Source organism: uncultured Sphingomonas sp., from assembly GCF_964244235.1.
GTDB lineage: Bacteria > Pseudomonadota > Alphaproteobacteria > Sphingomonadales > Sphingomonadaceae > Sphingomonas.
In genome coordinates, this window is record NZ_CAXTII010000013.1 from 1 (window position 1) to 22,115 (window position 22,115).

The following is a 22,115-nucleotide window of genomic DNA, read 5'->3' on the forward strand; positions in this document are numbered from 1 at the left end:
GTAACTATCTCCGCAACGCCGGATACCGAGCAGCCTAATGTCATCTGACTCTAGCCCGCGCCCACCAGCAGCTTGTCGATCCGCCGCCCGTCCAGATCCATCACCTCGAACCGCCATCCCTGCAGCACGAAGCTCTCCCCCTCCGCGGGCAGATGCCGGAATATCGCGAGCGCCAGCCCTGCAACGGTCGCGTAGTCGCGGTCCTCGGGCAGGTCGATGCCGAGCCGCTCGGCCAGCGTATCCGCCGCCATCGTGCCGGCGACCAGCAGCGACCCGTCGTCGCGCTCGACCACCGACGGCGCATCGTCGGGGTGCGAATCCGACGCGAACTCCCCCGCGATCGCCGCCAGCAGGTCGGCGGGGGTCACGATCCCCTCGAAATGACCATATTCGTCGTGGATCAGCGCCATCGGCACGTCCGCTTGCCGCAACGCGTCGAGCGCGTCCATCGCGTCGATCTGATCGATGACGACGGGGGCCTTGCGCATCAGCGCATGCAGGTCGAGCGGCGTACCCCTGAACAAAGCGGCGGCGATGTCGCGCGCCTGCACCACGCCGACGACCGCGTCGATCGATCCGTCCCCGACCGGCAGCCGGCTGTGAGTCGTCGCCAGCAGCGCGTCGCGGATACCGTCGGCGTCGAGCGAGAGATCGACCCAGTCGATCTGGTTGCGCGGGGTCATCACCTCGCGCACCGGCCGATCCGCGAGACGCACCACGCCCGAGATGATCGAGCGTTCATGCTCCTCGATCACGCCTGACTTGGACGCCTCCGCGACGATCAGCTGCAGTTCCTCCGCGGTGACATGCTCCTCCGATTCGCGGCTGAGCCCGATCAGACGGAAGATCGCCGCGCTGGTCGAATCGAGCAGCCACACGATCGGCGCGGTGACGACCGCAAGCCGGCGCATCGCCGGTGCCATCGTCGCGGCGATCGGCTCGGGCGCGCGCAGGGCGAACTGCTTGGGGACGAGTTCGCCGACGATCAGCGAGACGAAGGTCGTCACCCCGATCACGATCGCGAAACCCAGGCTGTGCGCGGTACCGGGTGCCAGCCCGAGCCATTGCAGCCGAAGCGCGGTCGGCTCGCCCAGCGCCTCGCCCGAGAACGCGCCCGCCAGCACGCTGATGAGGGTGATACCGATCTGCACCGTCGACAGGAACTTGCCGGGATCGGCCCCGAGCAGCAGCGCGGCACGCGCACCGGCCCGTCCGGTTCGCGCCATCGCCTCCAGCCGGGCCTTGCGCGCGGACACGATCGCCAGCTCGCTCATCGCGAACACGCCGTTCAGCGCGACCAGCGCCACGATGATCGCGACGTCGATCCAGGGAAAGGGCGGGAGCGGTGCCATCGGCTGACGCCTGTCTAGCCGCGAATGGCGGTCCGCGACAACGTATCTTGTGGCGGGATCGTCAGGAAAATTCCCAGGCGCGGCATGTCGTGTGCGGCCCCAACCGCGCAGCGGACCGGCGGACGTCATGCGTCGATAACCCTGGCGAGCAAGAACCCGTCCCAACCCTTCTCGCCAACGGTCTGAATGGCGGTCGCGATCAAGCGCGGCTCGGCCGCGATGACGTCGAGAAAGCTTCGGACGCCGCGAACATTGGGATCGTCGCTGTCTGCGTGAACGACGGCACCACCGCGAACGACGTTATCGCCGATGATGACGGTGCCCGGCACCGACAGCTGCAAGGCCCACCGGATATACTCCGGGTTATTCGGCTTGTCGGCATCGATAAAGATCAGGTCGAACGGACCCGTCAGCGTTGGCAGGATATCCAGCGCTTTCCCGATCCGAAGGTCGATCCGGTCCAATAATTTCGCACCCTCGATATTGGGCGCGGGCCATGCGTATCGTGCTACAGGCACCGAGCGTACCGATTTCGAGGATGCGTCTGGCACCGGCGATCTGGACGAATAGCGCCAGCATCTGTCCTTGCAGCGCCGAAACATCGTGTGACGGAAGACCCGCCGCAGCGTTCGCCGCGAGCGCCGCGATCAGCGCGTCGTCGTCCGGAGCGAGCATCCGCGCAAAATAGGTATCGACCGCCATCCAGCGTTCGGCATCGGCGGAAGGATAGTCGGGTTGGCGCATATATGTTCCTGGTGAACGAGCAACCTGACATGACAACCTGACATATTGCATGTCCCACAGCTTGCCGACCGGCCGGGACGCATTCACCGCCGTGCGGCGAAGAAAATCCTCAGCAAATCCGCCGCCTCGGCTTCGCCTATGCCCGCATAGACTTCGGGCCGGTGGTGGCAGGTCGGTTGCGCGAACAGCCGCGGCCCGTGTTCGACCGCGCCGCCCTTCGGGTCGGGTGCGCCGTAATAGAGCCGTGCGATCCTGGCATGGGCGATCGCGCCCGCGCACATCGCGCAGGGTTCGAGCGTGACCCACAAATCGCAATCCTCCAGCCGATCGCGCCCCAGCGATTGCGCGGCTGTGCGAATCGCCAGGATTTCGGCGTGCGCGGTGGGATCGGCGAGGCCGCGCGGGGCATTGCCCGTCGCCGCGACGACACTGCCGTCCCGCACGATCACCGCACCGACCGGCACCTCGCCCAACGCGGCGGCGGCACGGGCATGGTCGAGCGCGGCGCGCATCGGGGGCGGAAGCGGGATCATCCGGCCCCCATGCCGCCTGCGCGCGTCGCGCGCAAAACGTCAGTTGGCAGGCGTGGGCGTCGCACCTGGTTTCTGGACCGAGATCGTCGGCACCGCGACGGTCTTGTTCTCCGTCCCCATCGTCACGCGCGCGACATCGGCGTGGAAACTGGGGGCCTGGACGATGCCCGGCCGGGTCTGATCGATGTTGATGATCCCGAAATACATACAGCCGGCAACGATGATGATGGCCAGCGCGACCAGGACGAGCAGCGTACGCATGTGTTTCCCCTTCGGTTCGAACAACGGTTCGGTGGCGTAACAACGCGACGCCGGTATGACGGTTGCACGGTCGATACGGTATTGGCCACAGCAAAACGAACCATCCCGCAAGCCGAGACCAGCCGCTGAATCGGTTGACGCCTGCGCCGCACCGGGCTATCCGCGCGGCCTTTCCGGGCAATCCCCGAACTATAAGGTATCGATCGATGTCGCGCATCTGCGAACTGACCGGCAAGGGCCGGCAGGTGGGGAACAACGTCTCCCACGCCAACAACAAGACCAAGCGGACCTTCCTGCCCAATCTGCAGAACGTCACGCTGATCTCCGACGTGCTGGAGACCAGCGTCCGGCTGCGCGTCTCGACCCACGGGCTGCGCTCGGTCGAGCATAATGGCGGTCTCGACAATTGGCTGGTGAAGACGAGCGACGACCTGCTGTCGCTGCGGTGCCGCCGCCTTAAGCGCACCATCGTCAAGAAGCGCGCGGACGCCGCCGTCGCCGCCTGACTCCGTTCGGGTGTCGTGAAGACGCCTGCGATCGACCGACCGACGGCCCGCGGTTCCCTGTCCGGAGCCGCGGGCCGTTCGTATTTGCGCATCGTGCGGCCCGCCGTGCCTGAACGCACGATAACGGACGCATTCAGTATCCGCTCAATGCCGAATGCCCATACGGCTTTCCATCGACGACGGATGTGCCGCCGCCGGTCGGGAAAGGGAGACGGTTCGATGCTGAAGCACGGTTCGATGCTGAAGCACTGCCTGTCCGGTGCCGCCCTGCTGGCCGCCGCCGCCATGCTCGCCCCGACCGCGGCGACCGCGCAGCTTCATGGTTACACCAGCGGCGGCCATGCGCCGCGCGGGTACGACCGCGGCGGCTATCCGGATCGTTCCGGCTACAACCGCCCCGGCTACCGCCCGGCGCGCTGCGACAACGGCACCGGCGGGACGATCATCGGCGCGATCGCCGGCGGGCTGCTCGGCCGCAGCATCGACACACGTGGCGACCGCGCACTGGGCACCGTGCCCGGCGCGGGAGCCGGTGCCCTGGCCGGCAATGCGATCGGCCGATCGGGCAATCCCGGATACTGCCGCCGGTAAAGCGTCAGTTACCCTCGCGTAGCGTTTCGAGGGGCGGGCCGGCGTTCTCCTGCAAGGGAGGACGCCGGTTTCGTTTTCGGGGGGTGAGGACTTCCGGACCGGATGGCAAACCTTCGCCCCTCCCCGGCGAAGGCCGGGGTCCAGGTACGAGCGGTTGATTGGGGAGGGGCTTTCTCGGACGGGCCGACGGCGAAGCCGTCGGCCGGGATCGGCGGGGCCGACCCGCCGGTCGTGCCGATCGGTGCGCTACGCGCATCGGCATGGCCGAGGCGACGCGCCTGCGCCCGTCAGTACATATGCTGCCCCCCATTGATGCTCAGCGTCGATCCCGTCACGAATCCCCCCTCCTCGGAACACAGGAAAGCGACCCCCCGCGCGATCTCGTGCGCCTGGCCGAGCCGTCCGACCGGAATCTTCGCGACGATCTTCTCCAGCACGTCGCCGGGCACCGCCGCGACCATGTCGGTATCGATATACCCCGGCGCGATCGCGTTCACCGTCACGCCGACCTTCGCGCCCTCCTGCGCCAGCGCCTTGGTGAAGCCGTGGATGCCCGATTTCGCGGCGGCATAGTTCACCTGGCCATATTGCCCGGCCTGGCCATTGATCGATCCGATATTGACGATCCGACCCCATTTGCGGTCGCGCATGCCGCCGAACACCGCCTTCGCCATGTTGAAGCAGCCGCCGAGGTTGGTGTCGATCACCTCTTTCCACGCTTCGTAGGTCAGCTTCAGGATCGTGCCGTCGCGGGTGATGCCCGCATTGTTGACGACGATATCGACTGGCCCCAGGTCCGCGGCGACCTGCGCGCAGCCCGCCTGGCACGCGTCATAATCCGCGACATCCCATTTATACGCGGCGATCCCGGTCCGGTCGGTAAAGGCCGACGCCCGTTCGTCGTTGCCCGCATAGGTGGCGGCGACGGTAATGCCCATGTCCTTCAGCGCCAGGCTGATCGCCTCGCCGATGCCGCGCGTACCGCCCGTCACGATCGCAATCCGTGCCATTCACCTCTCCTCATTTTGCCGCGATGCTAGAGGGGCGCGACCCAGCCTTCAAGCTCGCGCGACAGGATGCGGCGAAGCATCGCGATACCGGGTTCGCTGTCGTTCAGGCAGGGCAGACAGGCGAAACGCCCGCCGCCCGCGGCCTCGAAGCTCTCGCGCCCGCGGATCGCGAGTTCCTCCAGCGTCTCGAGACAATCGGACGAGAAACCCGGCGCGAAGATCGCCACCGTCTTCATGCCCTTGCCCGGCAGCGCCGCCAGCGTCTCGTCGGTCGCGGGCCCGAGCCATTTCGCCGGGCCGAACCGCGACTGGAACGCCACGATCAGGTCGCGGCGCATCGCCTCGCCGAGCAACCGCGCGGTCTTCCGGCAATGGCAGTGATAGGGATCGCCCAGCGCCAGCGTCCGCCCGGGCATACCATGGAAGCTGGCGACGAGCGCATCGGGCTCGAAATCCAGCGCTGCAAGCCCCGCCTCGATCGACGTCTTCAGCGCGTCGATATAGGCCGCGTCGTCATGATAGGGCGGCAGCGTGCGGATCGCGGGTTGCCAGCGCATGCCGGCCAGCACCGCGAACGCCTTGTCGTTCGCGGTCGCGGTCGTCGCCGCGCAATATTGCGGGTAGAGGGGGGCGAGCAGGATCCGTTCGCACCCCGCCGCCTTCATCGCCGCCAGCCGTTCGGGGATCGACGGATTGCCGTAGCGCATCGCCCAGTCGATGGTGACACCCGGCCCGAATGCGTCCGCCAGCGCCGCCGCCTGCCGTTTCGTGAAGGCGGCGAGCGGGGAGCCCTCCTCGCTCCACACCTGGCTGTACGCATGCGCCGATTTTCTCGGTCGGGTGTTCAGGATGATCCCGCGCAGGATCGGTTGCCACGCGATCTGCGGCAGTTCGACGACTCGCCGGTCGGACAGGAATTCGCCGAGATAGCGTTTGACCGATTTCGTGTCGGGGCCGTCGGGCGTGCCGAGGTTCATCAGCAGCACGCCGATTCGCGGGCGCGGGATGACGGGGTGGTCGGGGGGGATCATGCCCCCCGTCCTAGCGGCAGCGAGCGGATGCGGACACCCGTTGCAGACTGGAGCGCGTTGGCGATCGCCGGTGCGACCGCGGGCACGCCCAGCTCGCCGACCCCGCCGGGTGCCTCGTCGCTGCGGATGATCTCCACCGTCACGTCGGGGGCGTCGTCGAGGATCGGCAGCGCCATCCCCTCGAACCCGTGCACGCTTGCCGAGCCGCCGGCAAAGCCCGTCGATGCCCCGAGTGCCATCGCCGTGCCGAAGATCAGCCCGCCCTCGATCTGCTGCCGGACGATGTCGGGGTGGATCACCCGCCCGCAATCGACCGCGGCGACGAGCCGGTCGACCACCGCCCGCCCGCCCTCTCCCCTATGCGCCTCCGCCAGCACCGCGATATAGCTGCCGCGAAAGGCGTGGCAGGCGATCCCCTGTCCGCTGCCGGCGACGCCGCCGTCCCACCCGCCGAGCGACGCCGCGGTCGACAGGCACCGCGCCAGCCGCGCGTTGCCGCCGAGCATGCCGATCCGGTAGGACAGTGCTTCGGTCCCCGCGACATGCGCCAGTTCATCGAGAAAACATTCGGTGAAGAACGCGGTATAGCCATGCGCGCCGCCGTGAAGATGGCCCGTCTCGATTCCGATCTCGGCCGGATAATGATCGATCGCATGGTTCGGAATGCGGTACGGGGGCAGCGCGCCCGCGACGGCATAGGCGTCCCCCGCCGACCCGAGCGCCAGCGCGGCATCGGTCGCGATGCCGGGCAACAGCCGTTTAGCCAGCGCCTTGCCGGTCGCGGGTGCGGCGATCTTCGCCGACCAGCCGAGGATCGCGCCGCCGGGGGCGAGCCGCGCCGCCATCCGTGCTGCGGCGGGCGAACGGTACAGGTCGTTCGCGCACTCCTCGCCGCGCGACCAGACCAGCGCGACGGGGCGTTCGATCGCCTGCGCGATCACCGCCGCCTGTGCCGCCGCGCCGGTCTCGATCCGGTCGCCGAACCCGCCGCCGACCAGCATCGGGTGGATGACGACCGCGGCCTCGTCGATGCCGAGCGCCTGCGCCGCCGCGCGTCGGGCATTGGCGGGTGCCTGCGCCGGCAGCCACAATTCCAGCCGCCCGCCATGCCGGTGTGCGGTCGCGCTGGTCGTCTCGATCGCGGCGTGGAGCCCGGGAGCGACGCGGTATTCCGCGGTCACGATCCGCGCGCCGCGAAACGCAGCCGCGACATCGCCCGCCTTCACCATGCGCGTGCCCGGGCCGTCGAACGCGGCGGTCAGCGCGGCGTCGATCGACTCGGTGGTCGCGACGGGGCCTGTCGTCTCGAACCTTGGGTTCAATGCGGCAAGGCCCCGCTCCGCCGCCCACCACGTCGTCGCAGCCACCGCGACCCAGCCCGGCCGATCGACGATCGCGACCACCCCGCGGATGCGATCGGCGGCGGCGCGGTCCATCGCCACCAGTCGGCTGCCCCCGCGCGGTGCCTGGCGGATCGCGGCATGGACCATGTCGGGCAGGCGGATGTCGCCGGCGAAATTCGCCGAGCCGTCGACCTTCGCCGGCACGTCGATCCGCGGCACCGATTGTCCGACCAGCTTGCCTGTTCCCGGCGCATCGGCGGGCAGCGGATCGGGCAGCGTCTCCTTCGCCGCCGCCTCGGCGAGTTCGGCGAAGCGCAGGCGCTTGCCCCGGTGGACGACGAACCCGGCATCGACCCCGCAATCGGTCCACGCGACATCCCAGCGCTTCGCCGCCGCCTTGCACAGCAATGTCCGGGCGGCGGCACCCGCCTGCCGGCATGCGTCCTCGAACATCCGCACCGACGACGATCCACCGGTCAGCATCACCGGGGCGCGCCGCGCCGCCTCGTCGATGATGCCTGCAGGCAGCGCGTCGTCGACGCCCTCCAGCAACGACCGGAAACCCAGCGGGTTGGCGTAGAGCGGATTGACCGGTGCCGCCTCGACCCCGACGGTCCGCCAGTCCGCGCCGAGCGCGTCCGCGACGATCTGCGGCAGGACGGTATAGACCCCCTGGCCATGTTCCGCCTGCGGCACGGCAACCGTGACGTGGCCGTCCATGCCGATCTTGAGCCATGCGCCGAAGATGCGCTCGTCCGGATTGGCGACGAGGTTGACCGGATAGGCGCGCGGCCACGCCGCCCAGGCGACGACCAGCCCGACACCGACCCCCCCTCCGACCAGCAAGGTCCGCCTGTCGATCGCCTGCGCCATGCGGGACGCTCTACTTTGCGGGGCGGTGGGTGCAAGCTGGGGTCTCATCCTCCGTCATGCCGGGCTCGTCCCGGCATCCAGAGCAACGGGCGAAGCGCTCAGGGCTCTGGACCCCGGGACAAGCGCGGGGACGAAGTTGCCCGGGCGAGCGACCCTCAGCCCACCACCGCCAGCGCACGATACGTCGCGCGGACCCGGACCTTGTCGATCTTCTCCGTTCCGAGCCGCGGCAACGGGGCGTGCGTGATCCAGATCGTCTGCGGCACCTTGAACGCAGCGATATGCGCGTGCAGGAACCCGGCCAGGCCCTCCGCCGTCAGCACCGCCCCGTCGCGCGGGACGACGACCGCGCCGGGCACTTCGCCCAGCCGCTCGTCCGCCAGCCCGAACACCGCGGCTTCGGCGACGTCGGGATGTTCGTAGAGCGCCGCCTCGACCTCCTGGCACGAGATATTCTCGCCACCGCGGATGATGATGTCCTTCTTGCGGTCGACGATGAAGACATAGCCGTCCTCGTCCAGATATCCGATGTCGCCGGTCAGGAAGTAGCCGTCCGCGGTCATCGCCGCGGCGGTCGCATCGGGACGCCCCCAATATTCGCGGAAGTTGCAGATCGACCGGATCGCGATCTCTCCGCGCTGTCCTTGCGCGACGGGCCGTCCGGCATCGTCGAGGATCGCCAGATCGACCAGCGGCAGCGACGGCCGTCCCGCCGAATTGGGTTTGGCGATGTAGTTGGATCGCCAATTGCTGGTGCCGATCGCATTCGTCTCGGTCAGGCCATAGCCGATCAACGGCGCGCCGCCCTTTCCATCCGGGCCGGCCATCTCCTCCGCGATTCGGCGGACATGCTCGGCCGGGCGCGGCGCGCCGCCCGCGGCGAAATCGGCGACGGTCGACAGGTCGTATTTCGCGCGGTTCGGGTGGGTCAGCAGCTCGAAACTCATCAGCGGCACGCCGACGAAATAGGTGATGCCTTCCTTCTCGATCAGCCGCATCGCTTCTTCCGCATCCCATTTGGCCATCAGCACCAGCTTGCGCCCCATCGCGAAGCTTTGCAGCATCACCGGGATCTCGGCGGTGACGTGGAACAGCGGCACGTTGAGCAATGTCGATGGCTGGCCCATAGGCGGATTGCCGTCCTGGGTCGCGATGCCGACCATCGTCATGACCTGCGCCAGGTAATTGAAGATCGCCTGCACCACGCCACGGTGATCCGACAGCGCGCCCTTGGACGGGCCGGTCGAGCCCGACGTGAAGAGGATCGTCGCCAGATCGTCGGGCGTAATGGCCGGCATGGCGGTCGCGGCGTCGCCCGTGCCGAGCGGTCGCAGTGCGGCCGCCAGCGGCCGGGCATCGTCGATCTCGATCACGGCGCAATGCGCATCCTCAAGGCTCGCCAGACGCTTCGCCCGGGGCGGATCTGCGAAGACCATGTCGCACGCCACCTCGTTCAGCGCCGCCGACAGCTCCTCGGTCTGCCACCAGCCGTTGAGCAAAGTCGCGATGCCGCCGGCCATGACGATCCCCATGTAGAGCGCGATCCAGGACGGCGAATTGCGCATCGCGATGCCGACACGGTCACCCTTTACGACACCGCGCGCGACCAGCGCATGCGCGACGCCGGTCGCCGCGGCATGAACTTCGGCAAAGGTCAGCCGCTCGTCGCCGGCAACGAGGAACGTCGCATGCGCATGTTCGCCCGCGAAATGCGCGAAATACGCGCCAAGCGTCGGCGGCGCGGCGGCGATCACCGGCAGGGCGCGGCCATATCGCGGGATGCTGGCGAGCGGGAGCATCCCCTCGTCGGCAACGACCGCGGCCATTGCCGCATCCATCCGCTGGTCCAGCACGCTGGGCATCATTCTCTCCACTTGGTCTTGTCGCCTGACCCCCTTATGCAGGGGTGAACGCAGAGGGGAAAGTCTTGATCCTGGCAACGCTCGCCGCGGCCATCACCGCGCCAGCCGGCGATCTCGCCGGCCACCTTACCGGCATCGGCGATCCCGCCGGTCAACTTACCGGCGTCGGCAATCCCGCCGGTCATATCCGCTTCGAGACGCTGGGGTTGCACCCGGACATCTTCTCGGTCGGGTTCTTCACGCTGCGCTGGTATTCGATCGCCTATATCGCGGGCATTCTGGCGGGCTGGTGGTATCTGCTGAAACTGCTCGACCAGCCCGGCGCGCCGATGGCGCGGCGGCATGCCGACGATCTGGTATTCTATGCGACGCTGGGCATCATCCTCGGCGGGCGGCTTGGCTATGTCATCTTCTATGCGCCCGACATGTTTCTGCATCCGGTGCGGATCCTCCGGCTGTGGGACGGCGGGATGTCGTTCCACGGCGGGGTGATCGGCGTTTCGCTGGGGCTGATCCTGTTCGCACGCGCGAATGCGCTCAACTGGCTGCGGGTCCATGATTACATCGCCTGCTGCGTGCCGTTCGGGCTTGGCTTCGGGCGGCTCGCCAATTTTGTGAACGGCGAATTATGGGGCCGGCCGACAAACGTCGCCTGGGCGATCGTCTTCCCCACCGGCGGCGACCTCGCGCGGCATCCAAGCCAGCTCTACGAGGCGGTGCTCGAAGGTGCGCTCCTGTTCGCGGTCCTGTGGTTCGCGTTCTGGCGCACCAAGGCGCGCTACGATCCGGGCAAGCTCGTCGGACTGTTCATCCTCGGCTACGGCCTCGCGCGCTTCGCAGTGGAGTTCGTGCGTGAGGCGGACGGCCAGTTCGCGGGCACGCTGTTCGGCAAATGGGGCTTCCATATGGGTCAGTTCCTGTGCCTGCCGATGATCCTGGGGGGCGTGTATCTGATCGCGACGGCAGCGGGCCGGCGGCGACGGGTGGAACCGATCGCGGGAACCGAGAGCGTGGCCTGACAAATCTTCTCCGTCCGGGGCAGGATCTCTGTTGTCTTGTGAGCTGCGACGTCCGGATGCATTGCGCTGCAAATATGTCCGCCCCGGCCTCCCCTCTCGCCGACCGCCTCGCCCGCGCGATCACGCTGGCGGGACCGGTGTCGGTCGCACAGTTCATGGCGGCGGCGAACGCGCATTATTATGCGACTCGCGATCCGCTGGGCGCAGGCGGCGATTTCACTACCGCGCCCGAGATCAGCCAGATGTTCGGCGAGCTGACGGGCGCGTGGTGCGCGGACCTGTGGGACCGGGCAGGGCGACCCGCTATCGCCTGGGTCGAACTGGGGCCGGGCCGCGGGACGCTCGCCGCCGATGCCGCGCGCGCGATGGCGAAGGCGGAGCTGACACCGCCCATGCATTTCGTCGAGACCAGCCCGGTGCTGCGCGCTGCGCAGGCCCGGCGCATCGCTGACGCGACCTGGCACGACAGCGCCGATACGCTCCCGACCGACTGCCCGTTGATCGTCGTCGCGAACGAGTTCTTCGACGCGCTGCCGATCCGCCAGCTGGTGAAACGCGACCGGTGGCACGAGCGCCTCGTCGCCTGCCAGGACACGCTGTTCCTCCCCGTCGCGGGCAAGCCAGTCCCCGACGCGGTCATCCCGGAATCATTGCGGGTCGCCCCGCCCGGCGCGATCATCGAGGCGTGTCCGGATGCGGTCGCGACCATGCGCGCGCTCGCCGGGCGGATCGCCAGGCAGGGCGGCGCGCTGCTGGCGATCGACTATGGCTATGACGGCCCGCTTGTCGGCGAGACGCTGCAGGCGGTGCGCGATCACGTCCCCGCCAATCCGTTCGACGCGCCGGGCGAACAGGACCTGACCGCGCATGTCGATTTCACGACGCTCGCCGCGGCGGCGCAGGCGGCGGGGGCGGTCGCATGGGGACCGATCGCCCAGCGCGAGCTGCTCGGCGCGCTCGGCATCGATCAGCGCACCGCCGCGCTTGCGCGCGCCGCCCCCGACCGCGCCGAGGCGCTGATGGCGGACCGCATGCGGCTGATGGACGATATGGGAACCTTGTTCCGCGCGCTGGCGGTGACCGCGCCCGGCTGGCCCGCACCGGCGGCGTTCGCATGATCTACCGCGACGCAACCCCTTCCGACGGCCCCGCGGTCGACACGATGTCGCGACGGAGCTGGATCGAAACCTTCCGACATTCCTGTTCGCCCGCCGATCTCGCGCTCTATCTGGCCGAAGCATACGGCCCCGAAGGTGCCCTGATGCGGGATTTCCGCGATCCCGCCATCCATTTTCACCTCGCGGTCGAAGGCGATTCGGTCGCAGGCTATGCCAAGCTCGGCGACAGCTATCTGCATGCGGGTCTTGCGCCGCCCGGAACGCTCCAGCTCATGCAGATCTACGTCGCGTCGGGGTGGCATGGCAAAGGCGTCGCGCACGCGTTGATGGACTGGGCGACCGCTTCCGCCCGCGATCGGGGGGCGAATGCGCTCGTCCTGACCGTCTGGGAGGGGAACGACCGTGCGCTCGCCTTCTACCGTCGGCTCGGCTTCGCCCATATCGGCGACTATGCGTTCAAGACCGGTACGCAGATCGATCGCGATCTCGTCCTGCGGCTGACGCTGTGAGCGGGGTTGAGGTCATCCGCGCCGCCGCGCTGGACGGCGTACCGCACGGCTTTCTCGGCCGGCACGGTGGTGTCTCGACCGGTGTACATGCCGGGCTGAACGTCGGGCTGGGGTCGGACGACGACCCGAACGCGGTCGCCCGGAACCGGGTGCTGGCGACGCGCGCGGTCCTGCCGGGCGCGCATCTCACGACCGTCTATCAGGTGCACGGCGCGGGTGCGGTGACGGTGCGCGCGCCGTTGTCCGACCGGCCGCAAGGCGATGCGCTGGTCACCGACCGGCCCGGGCTCGCACTCGGCATCCTGACCGCGGATTGCGCGCCGGTGCTGCTGGCGGACGTGCAGGCGGGTGTCGTCGGCGCGGCGCACGCGGGGTGGAAGGGCGCGCTGGCGGGGGTGACCGATGCGACCGTCATCGCGATGACCGCGCTCGGTGCCGATCCGGCGCGGATCGTCGCCGCGATCGGTCCCACGATCGCGCGCGCCAGCTACGAGGTGGACGACGCATTCCTGCGCCGCTTCGCCGCCGCGGACCCGGCGAACGAGCGCTTCTTCGCGGATGGCCGCGCCGGGCATCACCGCTTCGATCTGGAGGCCTATGTCGCGCATCGGCTGGCGTCGGCCGGAGTCGGCCGGATCGAGGCGATAGGGCTCGACACCTATGCCGACGCCGACCGCTTCTACAGCTACCGCCGCGCGACGCATCGCGGCGAGCCGGGATACGGGCGGCAGATCGCGATCATCGGGGTAGGGTAGGCCAAGCTTGACGATCCTTCCCCCCGCGGGGGGGTGGAGAATCGCGAACTACCGCGTCTTCACATCCTCCGGCGCGGTCAGTTGCGCGACGATCAGCCCGTTGCCGTCCGGATCGCTCAGCATTGTAAACCGCCCCCAGGGCTGTTCGTCGATCGGCGAAGGCGTCCCGCCCGCCGCCGCGATCCGTGCATGTTCGGCGTCGATATCGGCGACGTGGAACATCAACCCCTGCATCGATCCCGGCGTCATCTGGTCGAACCAGGTGACCAGCGCCACGGTCGATCCGCCGTCCGCAGGCTGCATCTGGAGCCAGCGCATCGCCGGGCCCATCGGCGTGTCGTTGACCACCGACAGTGCGAGCACGTCGCGGTAATAGGCGAGCGATCGTTCGGGATCGCTGACGGGGATCGAGACGACGGCGACCGGCATGGGCAATCCTTCGTGGGTGGACGGCCGTGGCCATATCCTCACGCTGTGCGTTCCGCAACGGCCCGGAAAACCGATCCACGGAGAGCATGATGCCCGAACCGACCGAAACCGAAGCAGACATGACCGGCGTTCCTTCGACGAGCGAAACGAAGCCGTCGGTGGAGGCGATCGGCGATCGCAAGCTCAAGGCGTCGACGATGATGATGGGGCATGGCTACGACCCGTCGCTGTCCGAAGGCGCGCTGAAACCGCCGATCTTCCTCACCTCCACCTTCGTCTTTCCCGATGCGGCGGCGGGCAAGCGTCATTTCGAGGGCGTGACCGGCAAGCGGCCGGGCGGCGCGGATGGCCTGGTCTATTCGCGCTTCAACGGGCCGAACCAGGAAATCCTCGAGGATCGGCTGGGCATCTGGGAAGAGGCCGAGGACGCGCTCGCCTTCTCGTCGGGCATGTCGGCGATCGCGACCCTGTTCCTGGCGATGGTGAAGCCGGGCGACACGATCGTCCATTCGGGGCCGCTCTACGCCGCGACCGAGACGCTGATCGCGCGCATCCTCGGACGGTTCGGGGTGCATTGGCTGGATTTTCCGGCAGGCGCGACGCGCGAGGAAATCGACGCGGTGCTGCGCCGCGCGGCGAGCGGCAACGTCGCGATGATCTATCTGGAAAGCCCCGCCAATCCCACCAACGCGCTGGTCGACATCCAGGCGGTCGCCGCCAGTCGCGACGCGATCTTCACCGGCGAGACCAAGCCGCCGATCGCGATCGACAATACGTTCCTGGGGCCGCTGTGGCTCCAGCCGCTGAAGCACGGCGCGGACATCGTCGTCTATTCGTTGACCAAATATGCCGGTGGCCACAGCGATCTCGTCGCGGGCGGGGTGCTTGGATCGAAGGCGCACATCGATACCATCCGGTCGATGCGCAACACGATCGGTACGATCTGCGACCCGAACACCGCATGGATGCTGCTGCGGAGCCTCGAAACGCTGGAACTGCGCATGAGCCGCGCGGGGGAGAATGCGGCGAAGGTCTGTGCGTTCCTGCGTGGCCATCCCAAGGTCGAACGCGTCGGCTATCTCGGTTTCCTGGAGGACAGCCCGGGGATGGAGCGGCAGGCGGACATCTACCGCCGGCATTGCACCGGTGCGGGGTCGACCTTCTCGCTGCTGGTGAACGGCGGCGAGAAGGAAGCGTTCGCGTTCCTCGACGCGCTGAAGATCGCCAAGCTCGCAGTGTCGCTCGGCGGGACCGAGACGCTCGCCAGTCATCCGGCCGCGATGACGCATCTGTCGGTGCCCGACGCGCGCAAGCAGGCGTTGGGGATCACCGACAATCTGGTGCGGATCTCGATCGGCGTCGAGGATGCGGACGACCTGATCGCCGATTTCGACCAGGCGCTGGCGGCGATCTGACGGTATGAACGCAGCGGTGCCGTCTTGCGCGCCTCCGGCGGAGCGGCAATGAAAGAGGGATGAGCGACACCGCCCCTTTCATCGCCAAACCGTTCCTGCCCGGCGATGCGGTAGCGGCGCATCCGGCGGTGCTCGACGCCTGGGTAGCCCCGGCGGCCTGATGCCGGTCTTCGCCCCCGTTTCGCACGCCGCATTCGACCAAGACATAACCGCGCTCGCCACAGCGATCGGCGCGGATGTCGGCTGGAGGCCGACGTACATCGTCGGGATCGGCCGCGGCGGACTGGTCCCCGCGGTCTATCTCAGGCCATGCGACCGGGCTGCCGATGCTGTCTTGCGACTGGTCGAGCCGGCTCGCCGATTTCGCGGGCGATGTGGTCGTCCGGCTGGCCAAGCATAGCCGGGCGGGCGAGCGATTGCTGTTGGTCGACGACATCAACGATTCCGGGCTGACGATCGGCGCACTCCGCACCGCGCTTGCGAAAGCCGGGGCGATATCCGGATCGGTTCGGATCGCGACGCTGATCGATAACCGCGTCTCGGCGCAGCGCGTCGATTACCGCGCGCGCGTGATCGACCGGACGGTGACGAAGGACTGGTACGTCTTCCCGTGGGAAGCCGTGGGCCCCGATACTGCGCTGCAAAAAGACGCCGCGGCGGTCGCCAAACGGATCGGATAGCGACATTCGTCACCGAGCGCATGACACGGCTCTTCGTCCATGCTGCACCGCACCGATGGTCCGAATCGAGGATATCGATATGGCCTTTGACCTGATGCGGAGGGAGCCACGTCGAGTATCGCTTCGTGATCGATAATGCGTCGCGGACGGGTGACGCGAACAGCCCCGACAGCTCGCGCTGCCGGGGCTGGACGGGTGCGATGACACGTTCATTGCGGCGCGGATGGATCCCCCGTGCTCGACGTGGTCTGACCCGTAGGGATCGTCGCGCCCGAACTGGTACCCGGCTGCGATCCGTCGGTGCTGGCACCCGGTGCCGATTGCGGCGTCGACTGGCCGCTTTCGGTGTTGCCGGTGTACCCCGACGTGCCGCTCGACATCGCCTTGTTCTTGTCCTTGTGGTGCTTCGTCTTGACGTGGGTCGTGCTCATTGCCGATGTGTCGGTCTGGGCCATAGCCATGGCCGGAACGACCAGCGCCGCCACCGCCGCGATCGAGAGGATGATACGCATGTCCGGTCTCCTGTGCTTCGCAGGCGTCAACCGGCCATTATCGCGGCAGTTCCGATATTTGATGTACGTCAGCGAAAGTTTCGGGGTTCACCCGTCCCCCACCCGCTCGATATCCGCCCCGACCGCGCTGAGCTTCTCCTCCAGCCGTTCGTAGCCGCGGTCGAGATGGTACACCCGCGACACCTGCGTTTCGCCCTCCGCCGCGAGGCCCGCCAGGATCAGGCTCATCGACGCGCGCAGGTCGGTCGCCATCACCGGTGCGGCGGTCAGCCGGTCGACGCCCTTCACCACCGCGGTTCGGCCATGGACCTGGATGTCGGCACCCATCCGCGCCAGCTCCGGCACATGCATATAGCGGTTCTCGAAGATCGTCTCGGTCAGCACGCTCGCCCCGTCCGCGCGGCACAGCATCGCCATGAACTGCGCCTGCATGTCGGTCGCGAAGCCCGGATAGGGCGCGGTCGACAGCGTCAGCGGGCCGATCCCGCCGGTCGCCTCGATCAGCACCGAGCGCGCTCGCTCCTCGACCGTGACCCCCGCCTCGACCAGTGCGTCGAGCGTGGCGCGCATGTCGGATGCGGTGACGTTCATGAGTTCGAGCGACCCGCCGGTGATCGCCGCGGCGCAGGCATAGCTGCCCGCCTCGATCCGGTCGGGCATCACCGCATAGGTCGCGCCGTGCAGCCGGTCGCGCCCCTCGATCGTCAGCGTCTCGGTGCCGATGCCGTCGATCGACGCGCCCATCGCGACCAGGCAGTGGCACAGATCGACGATCTCCGGCTCGCGCGCCGCATTCTCGATCACGCTGGTGCCGCACGCGGTGGCGGCGGCCATCACGACGTTCTCGGTCGCGCCGACCGATACAATGGGGAAACGGTAGTTGCCGCCCGAGAGTCTCCCCCCCGGTGCCGTCGCCTTTACATAGCCCGCCGCCATCTCCAGTTCGGCACCGATCGCCTCCAGCGCCTTCAGGTGGAGGTCGATCGGTCGGTTGCCGATCGCGCAGCCGCCGGGCAGGCTGACCCGCGCCTCGCCGCCGCGCCCAAGCAAGGGGCCGAGCACCAGGATCGACGCGCGCATCTTGCGCACGATGTCGTACGGTGCTTCGGTCGAGGTGAGCGTGCCTGCGCGGATCGTCATGACCCGCCCGAAATCCTCGGGCCGCGAACCCTGGATCGCGGTCGATGCGCCCAACTGGTTGAGCAGGTGCCCGAAGCCGTCGATATCGGCGAGGCGTGGCAGATTGCGGAGCGTCAGCGGTTCGTCGGTCAACAGCGCGCAGGGCATGAGCGTCAGCGCGGCGTTCTTCGCGCCGGAAATCGGCAGGCGACCGGACAGGCGATTGCCGCCGCGGATGAGGATACGGTCCATCGGCTTCGTCTATCGCCGCGGCGCGAACGCGCAAGTCTTGGCCGGCCTTGCAAACGATTGATGCATTTCAATGCGCGCCGATCGCGGTCGTGGCCAGGACGGCCGGCCATGGGGATTATCGATCTTGCCGGACCATGGCCTTGCCGATCGCTTCGGCCCGTAGACCGGATGCTGCGCCAGCTGGAGGACGGCGCGCTGACCGAACGTGAGGCCGTGCGCGGGCGCGCGCTCGACGAACGCGCGATGGTGGAATGGCCAGTTTGTCGATCGCCGCGCCGGGATCGACCTGAACTGGCTACCCGCACCAAGCGGCGGCGAATAGCCGCCCGCCGCCCCGGCATGCTAGCGACCGCGCATGGATGCGTCGGCCACGATACCCTCCGCGATCGAGACGCGCCTTGCCGCCCAGGCGACGGCCCTGGGCTTCGCCGCGTGCGGGATCGCGCGCGCCGATGCCGCCCCGCTGGCCGGCGAGCGATTGCGCGCGTGGATTGCGGACGGCGCGCATGGCGACATGATCTGGATGGAGGCGCGCGCCGATCAGCGCGCTGCACCCGCCGCGTTGTGGCCCGCGGTGCGAAGCGTGATCTCGCTCGGGATGAGCTACGCCCCCGCCGCCGATCCGCTGCGGCTGGCGGACGAGCGCGGGATCGGACGGATATCGGTCTATGCGCAAGGGTCCGACTATCACGATGTCGTCAAACGCCAGCTGAAGGCGCTCGCCCGCTGGCTGGTGGCGGAAGCGGGCGGCGACCTGAAGGTGTTCGTAGACACCGCGCCGGTCATGGAAAAGCCGCTGGCCGAGGCGGCGGGGATCGGCTGGCAGGGGAAGCACACCAATCTGGTCAGCCGGACGGACGGCAGCTGGCTGTTCCTCGGCGCGATCTACACCACGCTCGATCTCGCCGCCGCCGGACCAGCGCGCGATGCGTGCGGATCGTGCGATGCGTGCCAGCGCGCCTGCCCGACCGACGCCTTCCCGGCACCATATAGGCTCGATGCGCGGCGTTGCATCTCGTACCTGACGATCGAGCATGCCGGGCCGATCCCGCATGAATTCCGCGTCGCGATGGGCAACCGCATCTATGGCTGCGACGATTGCCTGGCGGTATGCCCGTGGAACAAGTTCGCCGCCACCGCCCGCGCCAACCGCGCGTTCGCGCCGCGCGCCGAACTGGCCGCGCCCGAACTGATCGACCTGCTGCGACTCGACGATGCCGGATTCCGCCAGGTCTTCGCCGGCTCGCCGATCAAGCGGATCGGACGCGACCGCATGGTCCGCAACGCCTGCATCGCGGCGGGCAACAGCGCCGATCCCGCGCTGATCGCGTTTCTCATGCCGCTCACCGCCGATCCATCGCCGGTCGTCGCGGAGGCGGCCGGCTGGGCTATTTCCCGCCTTCGCGCCGGGTGAGCGCGGACACGCAGCTTGCGCGGTCGATCGTGCTGCCGTCGGGTTCGCGCGCGTCGATATAGGTCACGCGCGGCGGCTGCCCGTCCTTCGGATACAGATACGCGTCGAGCACGCAGAACCGGCCCTGGAACTGCAGCTTGCGCGCGGTGCCTTCGCGGATATCGGCATCGGGCTGGCCGAACAGCCGGGTGAGGCTGGCGGCATCCTGCCCGATCACGCGTTCCAGCCCGATCGGGTTATAGGGAACCGCCACCTGCCCCACCGCCGCGGGTCGCGCCGCCGGTGTCGCGGCGCAACCCGCCAGCGACAGTCCCAGTCCGATCGCTGCGCCGATGGTCTTCATGCCCTATCCTCGTGAAACAGATGCGTCGCCATCGCCGCGCCGATGACGGGAGCGAGGATGTTGACCAGCGGCACCACGAAGAGCCCGGTCTCGACAAGTCCCAGCACGAACAGCCGCGACCGGTTCGCCTTGCGCCAGCCGCGCATCGCCGCATGGCGGAGGTACCGCGCCGCGACCATGTCCCCCAGATCGCGCCCAATCACCCAGGCGTTGACGAGGAAGAACGCGATTGCCGGCCCGATGCCGGTGAACAGCAGCACGATATAGACCGGCAGCGCAACGAGATTGGCGAGCAGCGCGCGCGCCGCCGATCGCAATCCCATCAACGCCGCGCGTCCCGGCCCGACCCCATGCGCGGTGGCGCGCGCGGCGGGATAATGCCGCGCCTCGACCGCGGCGACGATCCGGTCGGCGAACATCTGCAGCACCGCGATCGCCACCACGACGAATAACAGCCAGCCGCCGAGGACCACTACCGCGACCGCGACCAGCCCCGACAGCGCGCCCGAGCGAAAACCGAGCCAGTCGTCGCTCAGCCCCTGTACCCCGAACCAGATGCCGACCCCGATCAGCCCGAACACCGCGCAGGTGATCGCGATCGAACCCGCCAGCACGCGCAGGGTCGCGGGATCGCCGAGTTGGCCGATCGACAGGGCGAAGGCGCGGATCATGACCATTGTCCTGCTGTGCTTTGGACCGTACGGCAACGGCTTTCGCCCTATCCACGAAGCGGACCAGCCCCTTGAGCACCCCCAGATACGACGTCGTCGCGATCGGCAACGCCATCGTCGACATCCTCGCGCAGACCGACGATGCCTTCATCGCCGCGGAGGGGATGGCGAAGGGATCGATGCAGCTGATGTTCTCCCCCGGGGATGCGGATGCGCTATATGCGAAGATGGGCCCGGGAATGGAGGCGTCCGGGGGCTCGGCCGCGAACACCGTCGCGGCGATCGCAGCGATGGGCGGCCGATGCGGCTTCATCGGCCAGGTCGCGGACGATCAGCTGGGCGACGTGTTCGGCCACGACATCCGCGCCGCCGGCGTCGATTTCGCCACCGCGACGCGCAGCGGCGAGCCGACGACCGCACGCTGCCTGATCTTCGTCACGCCCGACGGGCAGCGGACGATGAACACCTTTCTCGGCGCATCGCAGTTCCTGCCCGAGGCCGCGCTGGACCGCGATCTGATCGCGGATGCGGCGATCCTGTATCTCGAGGGCTATCTGTGGGATCCCGAGGAGCCCCGCGCCGCGATGCGTGCCGCGATCGAGGTCGCACGCAAGGCCGGGCGCAAGGTCGCGTTCACGCTGTCCGACACCTTCTGCATCTCGCGCCACGGCGGCGATTTCAGGAAGCTGATCGCGGACGGGCTGATCGACATCCTGTTCGCCAACGAAGCCGAACTGGCGGCGCTGACCGGGACCGAGGATTTCGAGGCGGCGCTGGCGCAGGTCGCGGCGAAGGTGCCGACATTGGTCGTCACCCGGGGTGCCGATGGTGCCTGCGCGGTGCAGGCGGGAACGCGCGCCGATGTCGCCGCCGAGCCGATCGACCGAGTCGTCGACACCACGGGGGCCGGCGATCTGTTCGCCGCCGGGTTCCTGCATGGCCAGGCGCAGGGTCGCGACCTGACGCAATCGCTTCGGCTCGGCGCGATCTGCGCGGCGGAGATCATCGGGCATGTCGGTGCCCGGCCGATCGTCGACATGAAGGCTCTGGTTACGCAGAAGCTGGCCCGGTGACTCGTCGTCGCGCGGGGTGACGACCGATCGGGTGAACCCTGGGCACCAAAGGTCGAGTCGACAAGGGATAAAGAACAAATGTAGAACGTTTCTGCTATTCTTCCTCCTGATTCGGAGCCGGTCATGTCCCAAGCCTCGCACCGCCTGTTCTTTGCGATCCGTCCGCCGCTCCGTCTCGCGCGGCGGATCGCCAACGCCGCGTCGTGGTTCGACGCGCGCGGACAGGCGCTTGCGGCGGAACGATTGCACGTCACGATCGACATCATCGACGATCATGCGGACCTGCCGCGCGGCCTCGTCGATACATTGATGGCGGCGGGCAATGCGGTCGCGGCGGTGCCGTTCGACATGGCGTTCGATCTCGCGGTCGGCAGCCCGAAATCGGTTGCGCTCCGACCGGGGCGGCGCAATCCCGGGGTCGAGGCGCTGCGCCAGCGAATTACCGCCGCGCGTGAGCGGGTCGGCGTGGTCCCACGACGGGATTACCGTTTCGGGACGCACATGACGCTCGGCTACCGGCAAGGTGCGCCTTTTACCCAGGGCATCGCGCCGCTCGGCTGGACCGCACAGGAATTTGTGCTGATCCACAGCCATGTCGGGCGGACGCGGCACGACGTGCTCGCGCGCTGGCCGCTGAAGCCGGCCCCCGGCCCGCAGCTCGCGCTGTTCTGACCATTGCCGATGGCGCGGCTGGGGTTAG

General features: G+C 68.3%; 24 protein-coding genes. 11 read left to right on the top strand and 13 right to left on the bottom strand.

Going from position 1 to position 22,115, the window contains the following annotated elements; genetic code table 11:
* Positions 1-50: 50 nt before the first annotated feature.
* The 4 genes from ACFE7D_RS04045 to ACFE7D_RS04060 all read right to left on the bottom strand — a co-directional run bounded on the left by ACFE7D_RS04045 (position 51) and on the right by ACFE7D_RS04060 (position 2,890).
* Positions 51-1,352 (bottom strand): hemolysin family protein, encoded by a 1,302-nt coding sequence (locus ACFE7D_RS04045; RefSeq protein WP_375394146.1) that lies wholly within the window; start codon positions 1,350-1,352, stop codon positions 51-53.
* Positions 1,353-1,477: 125 nt separating this feature from the next.
* Positions 1,478-1,870 carry an O-methyltransferase gene (locus tag ACFE7D_RS04050; RefSeq protein WP_375394147.1) on the bottom strand — a complete coding sequence of 131 codons (393 nt, stop codon included), beginning with the start codon at positions 1,868-1,870 and terminating at the stop codon, positions 1,478-1,480.
* Positions 1,871-2,179: 309 nt separating this feature from the next.
* On the bottom strand, positions 2,180-2,629 hold the full coding sequence (locus ACFE7D_RS04055) for a nucleoside deaminase (RefSeq protein ID WP_375394148.1): 450 nt from the start codon (positions 2,627-2,629) through the stop codon (positions 2,180-2,182).
* A 39-nt stretch (positions 2,630-2,668) separates the two neighbouring features.
* Positions 2,669-2,890: a hypothetical protein gene (locus ACFE7D_RS04060; protein WP_375394149.1), complete on the bottom strand. Its 222-nt coding sequence runs from the start codon at positions 2,888-2,890 to the stop codon at positions 2,669-2,671.
* A gap of 206 nt (positions 2,891-3,096) precedes the next feature.
* On the opposite strand from ACFE7D_RS04060, the gene rpmB reads away from it, so the two are divergent.
* On the top strand, positions 3,097-3,396 hold the full coding sequence (rpmB, locus tag ACFE7D_RS04065) for a 50S ribosomal protein L28 (RefSeq protein ID WP_375394150.1): 300 nt from the start codon (positions 3,097-3,099) through the stop codon (positions 3,394-3,396).
* A 219-nt stretch (positions 3,397-3,615) separates the two neighbouring features.
* On the top strand, positions 3,616-3,987 hold the full coding sequence (locus ACFE7D_RS04070) for a glycine zipper 2TM domain-containing protein (protein WP_375394151.1): 372 nt from the start codon (positions 3,616-3,618) through the stop codon (positions 3,985-3,987).
* Positions 3,988-4,274: 287 nt separating this feature from the next.
* Here ACFE7D_RS04070 and phbB read toward each other — a convergent pair whose 3' ends face one another.
* From phbB to ACFE7D_RS04090, 4 genes are all read right to left on the bottom strand, one after another.
* Positions 4,275-4,997 carry an acetoacetyl-CoA reductase gene (gene phbB, locus ACFE7D_RS04075; RefSeq protein ID WP_375394152.1) on the bottom strand — a complete coding sequence of 241 codons (723 nt, stop codon included), beginning with the start codon at positions 4,995-4,997 and terminating at the stop codon, positions 4,275-4,277.
* A 26-nt stretch (positions 4,998-5,023) separates the two neighbouring features.
* Entirely contained in the window at positions 5,024-6,028 is a 1,005-nt protein-coding gene (hemH, locus tag ACFE7D_RS04080; protein WP_375394153.1) for a ferrochelatase, read from the bottom strand.
* The gene (locus ACFE7D_RS04085) at positions 6,025-8,244 is read right to left on the bottom strand and encodes a molybdopterin cofactor-binding domain-containing protein (protein ID WP_375394154.1); all 2,220 of its coding nucleotides are present in this window, start codon (positions 8,242-8,244) and stop codon (positions 6,025-6,027) included. Before ACFE7D_RS04085 ends, hemH begins: the two co-directional genes overlap by 4 nt.
* A 155-nt stretch (positions 8,245-8,399) precedes the next feature.
* A complete protein-coding gene (locus ACFE7D_RS04090) occupies positions 8,400-10,106 on the bottom strand; it encodes a class I adenylate-forming enzyme family protein (protein WP_375394155.1) in 1,707 nt (568 codons plus the stop codon).
* 134 nt (positions 10,107-10,240) lie between these two features.
* On the opposite strand from ACFE7D_RS04090, the gene lgt reads away from it, so the two are divergent.
* The 4 genes from lgt to pgeF all read left to right on the top strand — a co-directional run bounded on the left by lgt (position 10,241) and on the right by pgeF (position 13,507).
* Positions 10,241-11,125 (top strand): prolipoprotein diacylglyceryl transferase, encoded by an 885-nt coding sequence (gene lgt / locus ACFE7D_RS04095; RefSeq protein ID WP_375394190.1) that lies wholly within the window; start codon positions 10,241-10,243, stop codon positions 11,123-11,125.
* 74 nt (positions 11,126-11,199) lie between these two features.
* Positions 11,200-12,243: a class I SAM-dependent methyltransferase gene (locus tag ACFE7D_RS04100; protein WP_375394156.1), complete on the top strand. Its 1,044-nt coding sequence runs from the start codon at positions 11,200-11,202 to the stop codon at positions 12,241-12,243.
* Complete coding sequence (locus tag ACFE7D_RS04105; RefSeq protein WP_375394157.1) at positions 12,240-12,752, top strand: GNAT family N-acetyltransferase; 513 nt, start codon at positions 12,240-12,242, stop codon at positions 12,750-12,752. Before ACFE7D_RS04100 ends, ACFE7D_RS04105 begins: the two co-directional genes overlap by 4 nt.
* Positions 12,749-13,507, top strand: coding sequence for a peptidoglycan editing factor PgeF (gene pgeF / locus ACFE7D_RS04110; RefSeq protein ID WP_375394158.1), 759 nt, complete (start codon positions 12,749-12,751; stop codon positions 13,505-13,507). The genes ACFE7D_RS04105 and pgeF overlap by 4 nt, the downstream gene beginning before the upstream one ends.
* Before the next feature lie 48 nt (positions 13,508-13,555).
* Here pgeF and ACFE7D_RS04115 read toward each other — a convergent pair whose 3' ends face one another.
* Positions 13,556-13,936, bottom strand: a complete 381-nt coding sequence (locus ACFE7D_RS04115) for a VOC family protein (RefSeq protein ID WP_375394159.1) — start codon at positions 13,934-13,936, stop codon at positions 13,556-13,558.
* Positions 13,937-14,025: 89 nt separating this feature from the next.
* Here ACFE7D_RS04115 and ACFE7D_RS04120 point away from each other — a divergent pair, with 89 nt between their 5' ends.
* Positions 14,026-15,351 carry a cystathionine gamma-synthase family protein gene (locus tag ACFE7D_RS04120; RefSeq protein ID WP_375394160.1) on the top strand — a complete coding sequence of 442 codons (1,326 nt, stop codon included), beginning with the start codon at positions 14,026-14,028 and terminating at the stop codon, positions 15,349-15,351.
* Between the two features lie 326 nt (positions 15,352-15,677).
* Complete coding sequence (locus tag ACFE7D_RS04125; protein ID WP_375394161.1) at positions 15,678-16,031, top strand: phosphoribosyltransferase family protein; 354 nt, start codon at positions 15,678-15,680, stop codon at positions 16,029-16,031.
* Between the two features lie 209 nt (positions 16,032-16,240).
* Here ACFE7D_RS04125 and ACFE7D_RS04130 read toward each other — a convergent pair whose 3' ends face one another.
* Positions 16,241-16,543, bottom strand: a complete 303-nt coding sequence (locus tag ACFE7D_RS04130; protein ID WP_375394162.1) for a hypothetical protein — start codon at positions 16,541-16,543, stop codon at positions 16,241-16,243.
* An 87-nt stretch (positions 16,544-16,630) separates the two neighbouring features.
* A complete protein-coding gene (murA, locus tag ACFE7D_RS04135) occupies positions 16,631-17,914 on the bottom strand; it encodes a UDP-N-acetylglucosamine 1-carboxyvinyltransferase (protein ID WP_375394163.1) in 1,284 nt (427 codons plus the stop codon).
* Positions 17,915-18,269: 355 nt separating this feature from the next.
* Between murA and queG the strand changes: the two genes are divergently transcribed.
* Positions 18,270-19,328: a tRNA epoxyqueuosine(34) reductase QueG gene (gene queG / locus ACFE7D_RS04140; RefSeq protein ID WP_375394164.1), complete on the top strand. Its 1,059-nt coding sequence runs from the start codon at positions 18,270-18,272 to the stop codon at positions 19,326-19,328.
* Here the strand turns inward: queG and ACFE7D_RS04145 are convergent.
* Positions 19,303-19,671, bottom strand: a complete 369-nt coding sequence (locus ACFE7D_RS04145) for a hypothetical protein (RefSeq protein ID WP_375394165.1) — start codon at positions 19,669-19,671, stop codon at positions 19,303-19,305. The genes queG and ACFE7D_RS04145 overlap by 26 nt on opposite strands.
* The gene (locus ACFE7D_RS04150; protein WP_375394166.1) at positions 19,668-20,342 is read right to left on the bottom strand and encodes an EI24 domain-containing protein; all 675 of its coding nucleotides are present in this window, start codon (positions 20,340-20,342) and stop codon (positions 19,668-19,670) included. Before ACFE7D_RS04150 ends, ACFE7D_RS04145 begins: the two co-directional genes overlap by 4 nt.
* Before the next feature lie 71 nt (positions 20,343-20,413).
* Between ACFE7D_RS04150 and ACFE7D_RS04155 the strand changes: the two genes are divergently transcribed.
* Both ACFE7D_RS04155 and ACFE7D_RS04160 read left to right on the top strand, forming a co-directional pair.
* Positions 20,414-21,415 carry an adenosine kinase gene (locus ACFE7D_RS04155; RefSeq protein WP_375394167.1) on the top strand — a complete coding sequence of 334 codons (1,002 nt, stop codon included), beginning with the start codon at positions 20,414-20,416 and terminating at the stop codon, positions 21,413-21,415.
* 123 nt (positions 21,416-21,538) lie between these two features.
* Positions 21,539-22,087 (top strand): 2'-5' RNA ligase family protein, encoded by a 549-nt coding sequence (locus tag ACFE7D_RS04160; RefSeq protein WP_375394168.1) that lies wholly within the window; start codon positions 21,539-21,541, stop codon positions 22,085-22,087.
* Positions 22,088-22,115: the final 28 nt, after the last annotated feature.

Coding starts and splice junctions, on each gene's coding strand:
- ACFE7D_RS04055 (WP_375394148.1), bottom strand. CDS start 2,629: ATGATCCCGCTTCCGCCCCCGATGCGCGCCGCGCTCGACCATGCCCGT.
- ACFE7D_RS04120 (WP_375394160.1), top strand. CDS start 14,026: ATGCCCGAACCGACCGAAACCGAAGCAGACATGACCGGCGTTCCTTCG.
- ACFE7D_RS04045 (WP_375394146.1), bottom strand. CDS start 1,352: ATGGCACCGCTCCCGCCCTTTCCCTGGATCGACGTCGCGATCATCGTG.
- murA (WP_375394163.1), bottom strand. CDS start 17,914: ATGGACCGTATCCTCATCCGCGGCGGCAATCGCCTGTCCGGTCGCCTG.
- ACFE7D_RS04115 (WP_375394159.1), bottom strand. CDS start 13,936: ATGCCGGTCGCCGTCGTCTCGATCCCCGTCAGCGATCCCGAACGATCG.
- queG (WP_375394164.1), top strand. CDS start 18,270: ATGGATGCGTCGGCCACGATACCCTCCGCGATCGAGACGCGCCTTGCC.
- ACFE7D_RS04105 (WP_375394157.1), top strand. CDS start 12,240: ATGATCTACCGCGACGCAACCCCTTCCGACGGCCCCGCGGTCGACACG.
- ACFE7D_RS04145 (WP_375394165.1), bottom strand. CDS start 19,671: ATGAAGACCATCGGCGCAGCGATCGGACTGGGACTGTCGCTGGCGGGT.
- ACFE7D_RS04130 (WP_375394162.1), bottom strand. CDS start 16,543: ATGCGTATCATCCTCTCGATCGCGGCGGTGGCGGCGCTGGTCGTTCCG.
- ACFE7D_RS04090 (WP_375394155.1), bottom strand. CDS start 10,106: ATGCCCAGCGTGCTGGACCAGCGGATGGATGCGGCAATGGCCGCGGTC.
- ACFE7D_RS04100 (WP_375394156.1), top strand. CDS start 11,200: ATGTCCGCCCCGGCCTCCCCTCTCGCCGACCGCCTCGCCCGCGCGATC.
- rpmB (WP_375394150.1), top strand. CDS start 3,097: ATGTCGCGCATCTGCGAACTGACCGGCAAGGGCCGGCAGGTGGGGAAC.
- ACFE7D_RS04160 (WP_375394168.1), top strand. CDS start 21,539: ATGTCCCAAGCCTCGCACCGCCTGTTCTTTGCGATCCGTCCGCCGCTC.
- hemH (WP_375394153.1), bottom strand. CDS start 6,028: ATGATCCCCCCCGACCACCCCGTCATCCCGCGCCCGCGAATCGGCGTG.
- ACFE7D_RS04150 (WP_375394166.1), bottom strand. CDS start 20,342: ATGATCCGCGCCTTCGCCCTGTCGATCGGCCAACTCGGCGATCCCGCG.
- ACFE7D_RS04070 (WP_375394151.1), top strand. CDS start 3,616: ATGCTGAAGCACGGTTCGATGCTGAAGCACTGCCTGTCCGGTGCCGCC.
- ACFE7D_RS04125 (WP_375394161.1), top strand. CDS start 15,678: ATGCTGTCTTGCGACTGGTCGAGCCGGCTCGCCGATTTCGCGGGCGAT.
- phbB (WP_375394152.1), bottom strand. CDS start 4,997: ATGGCACGGATTGCGATCGTGACGGGCGGTACGCGCGGCATCGGCGAG.
- ACFE7D_RS04060 (WP_375394149.1), bottom strand. CDS start 2,890: ATGCGTACGCTGCTCGTCCTGGTCGCGCTGGCCATCATCATCGTTGCC.
- ACFE7D_RS04085 (WP_375394154.1), bottom strand. CDS start 8,244: ATGGCGCAGGCGATCGACAGGCGGACCTTGCTGGTCGGAGGGGGGGTC.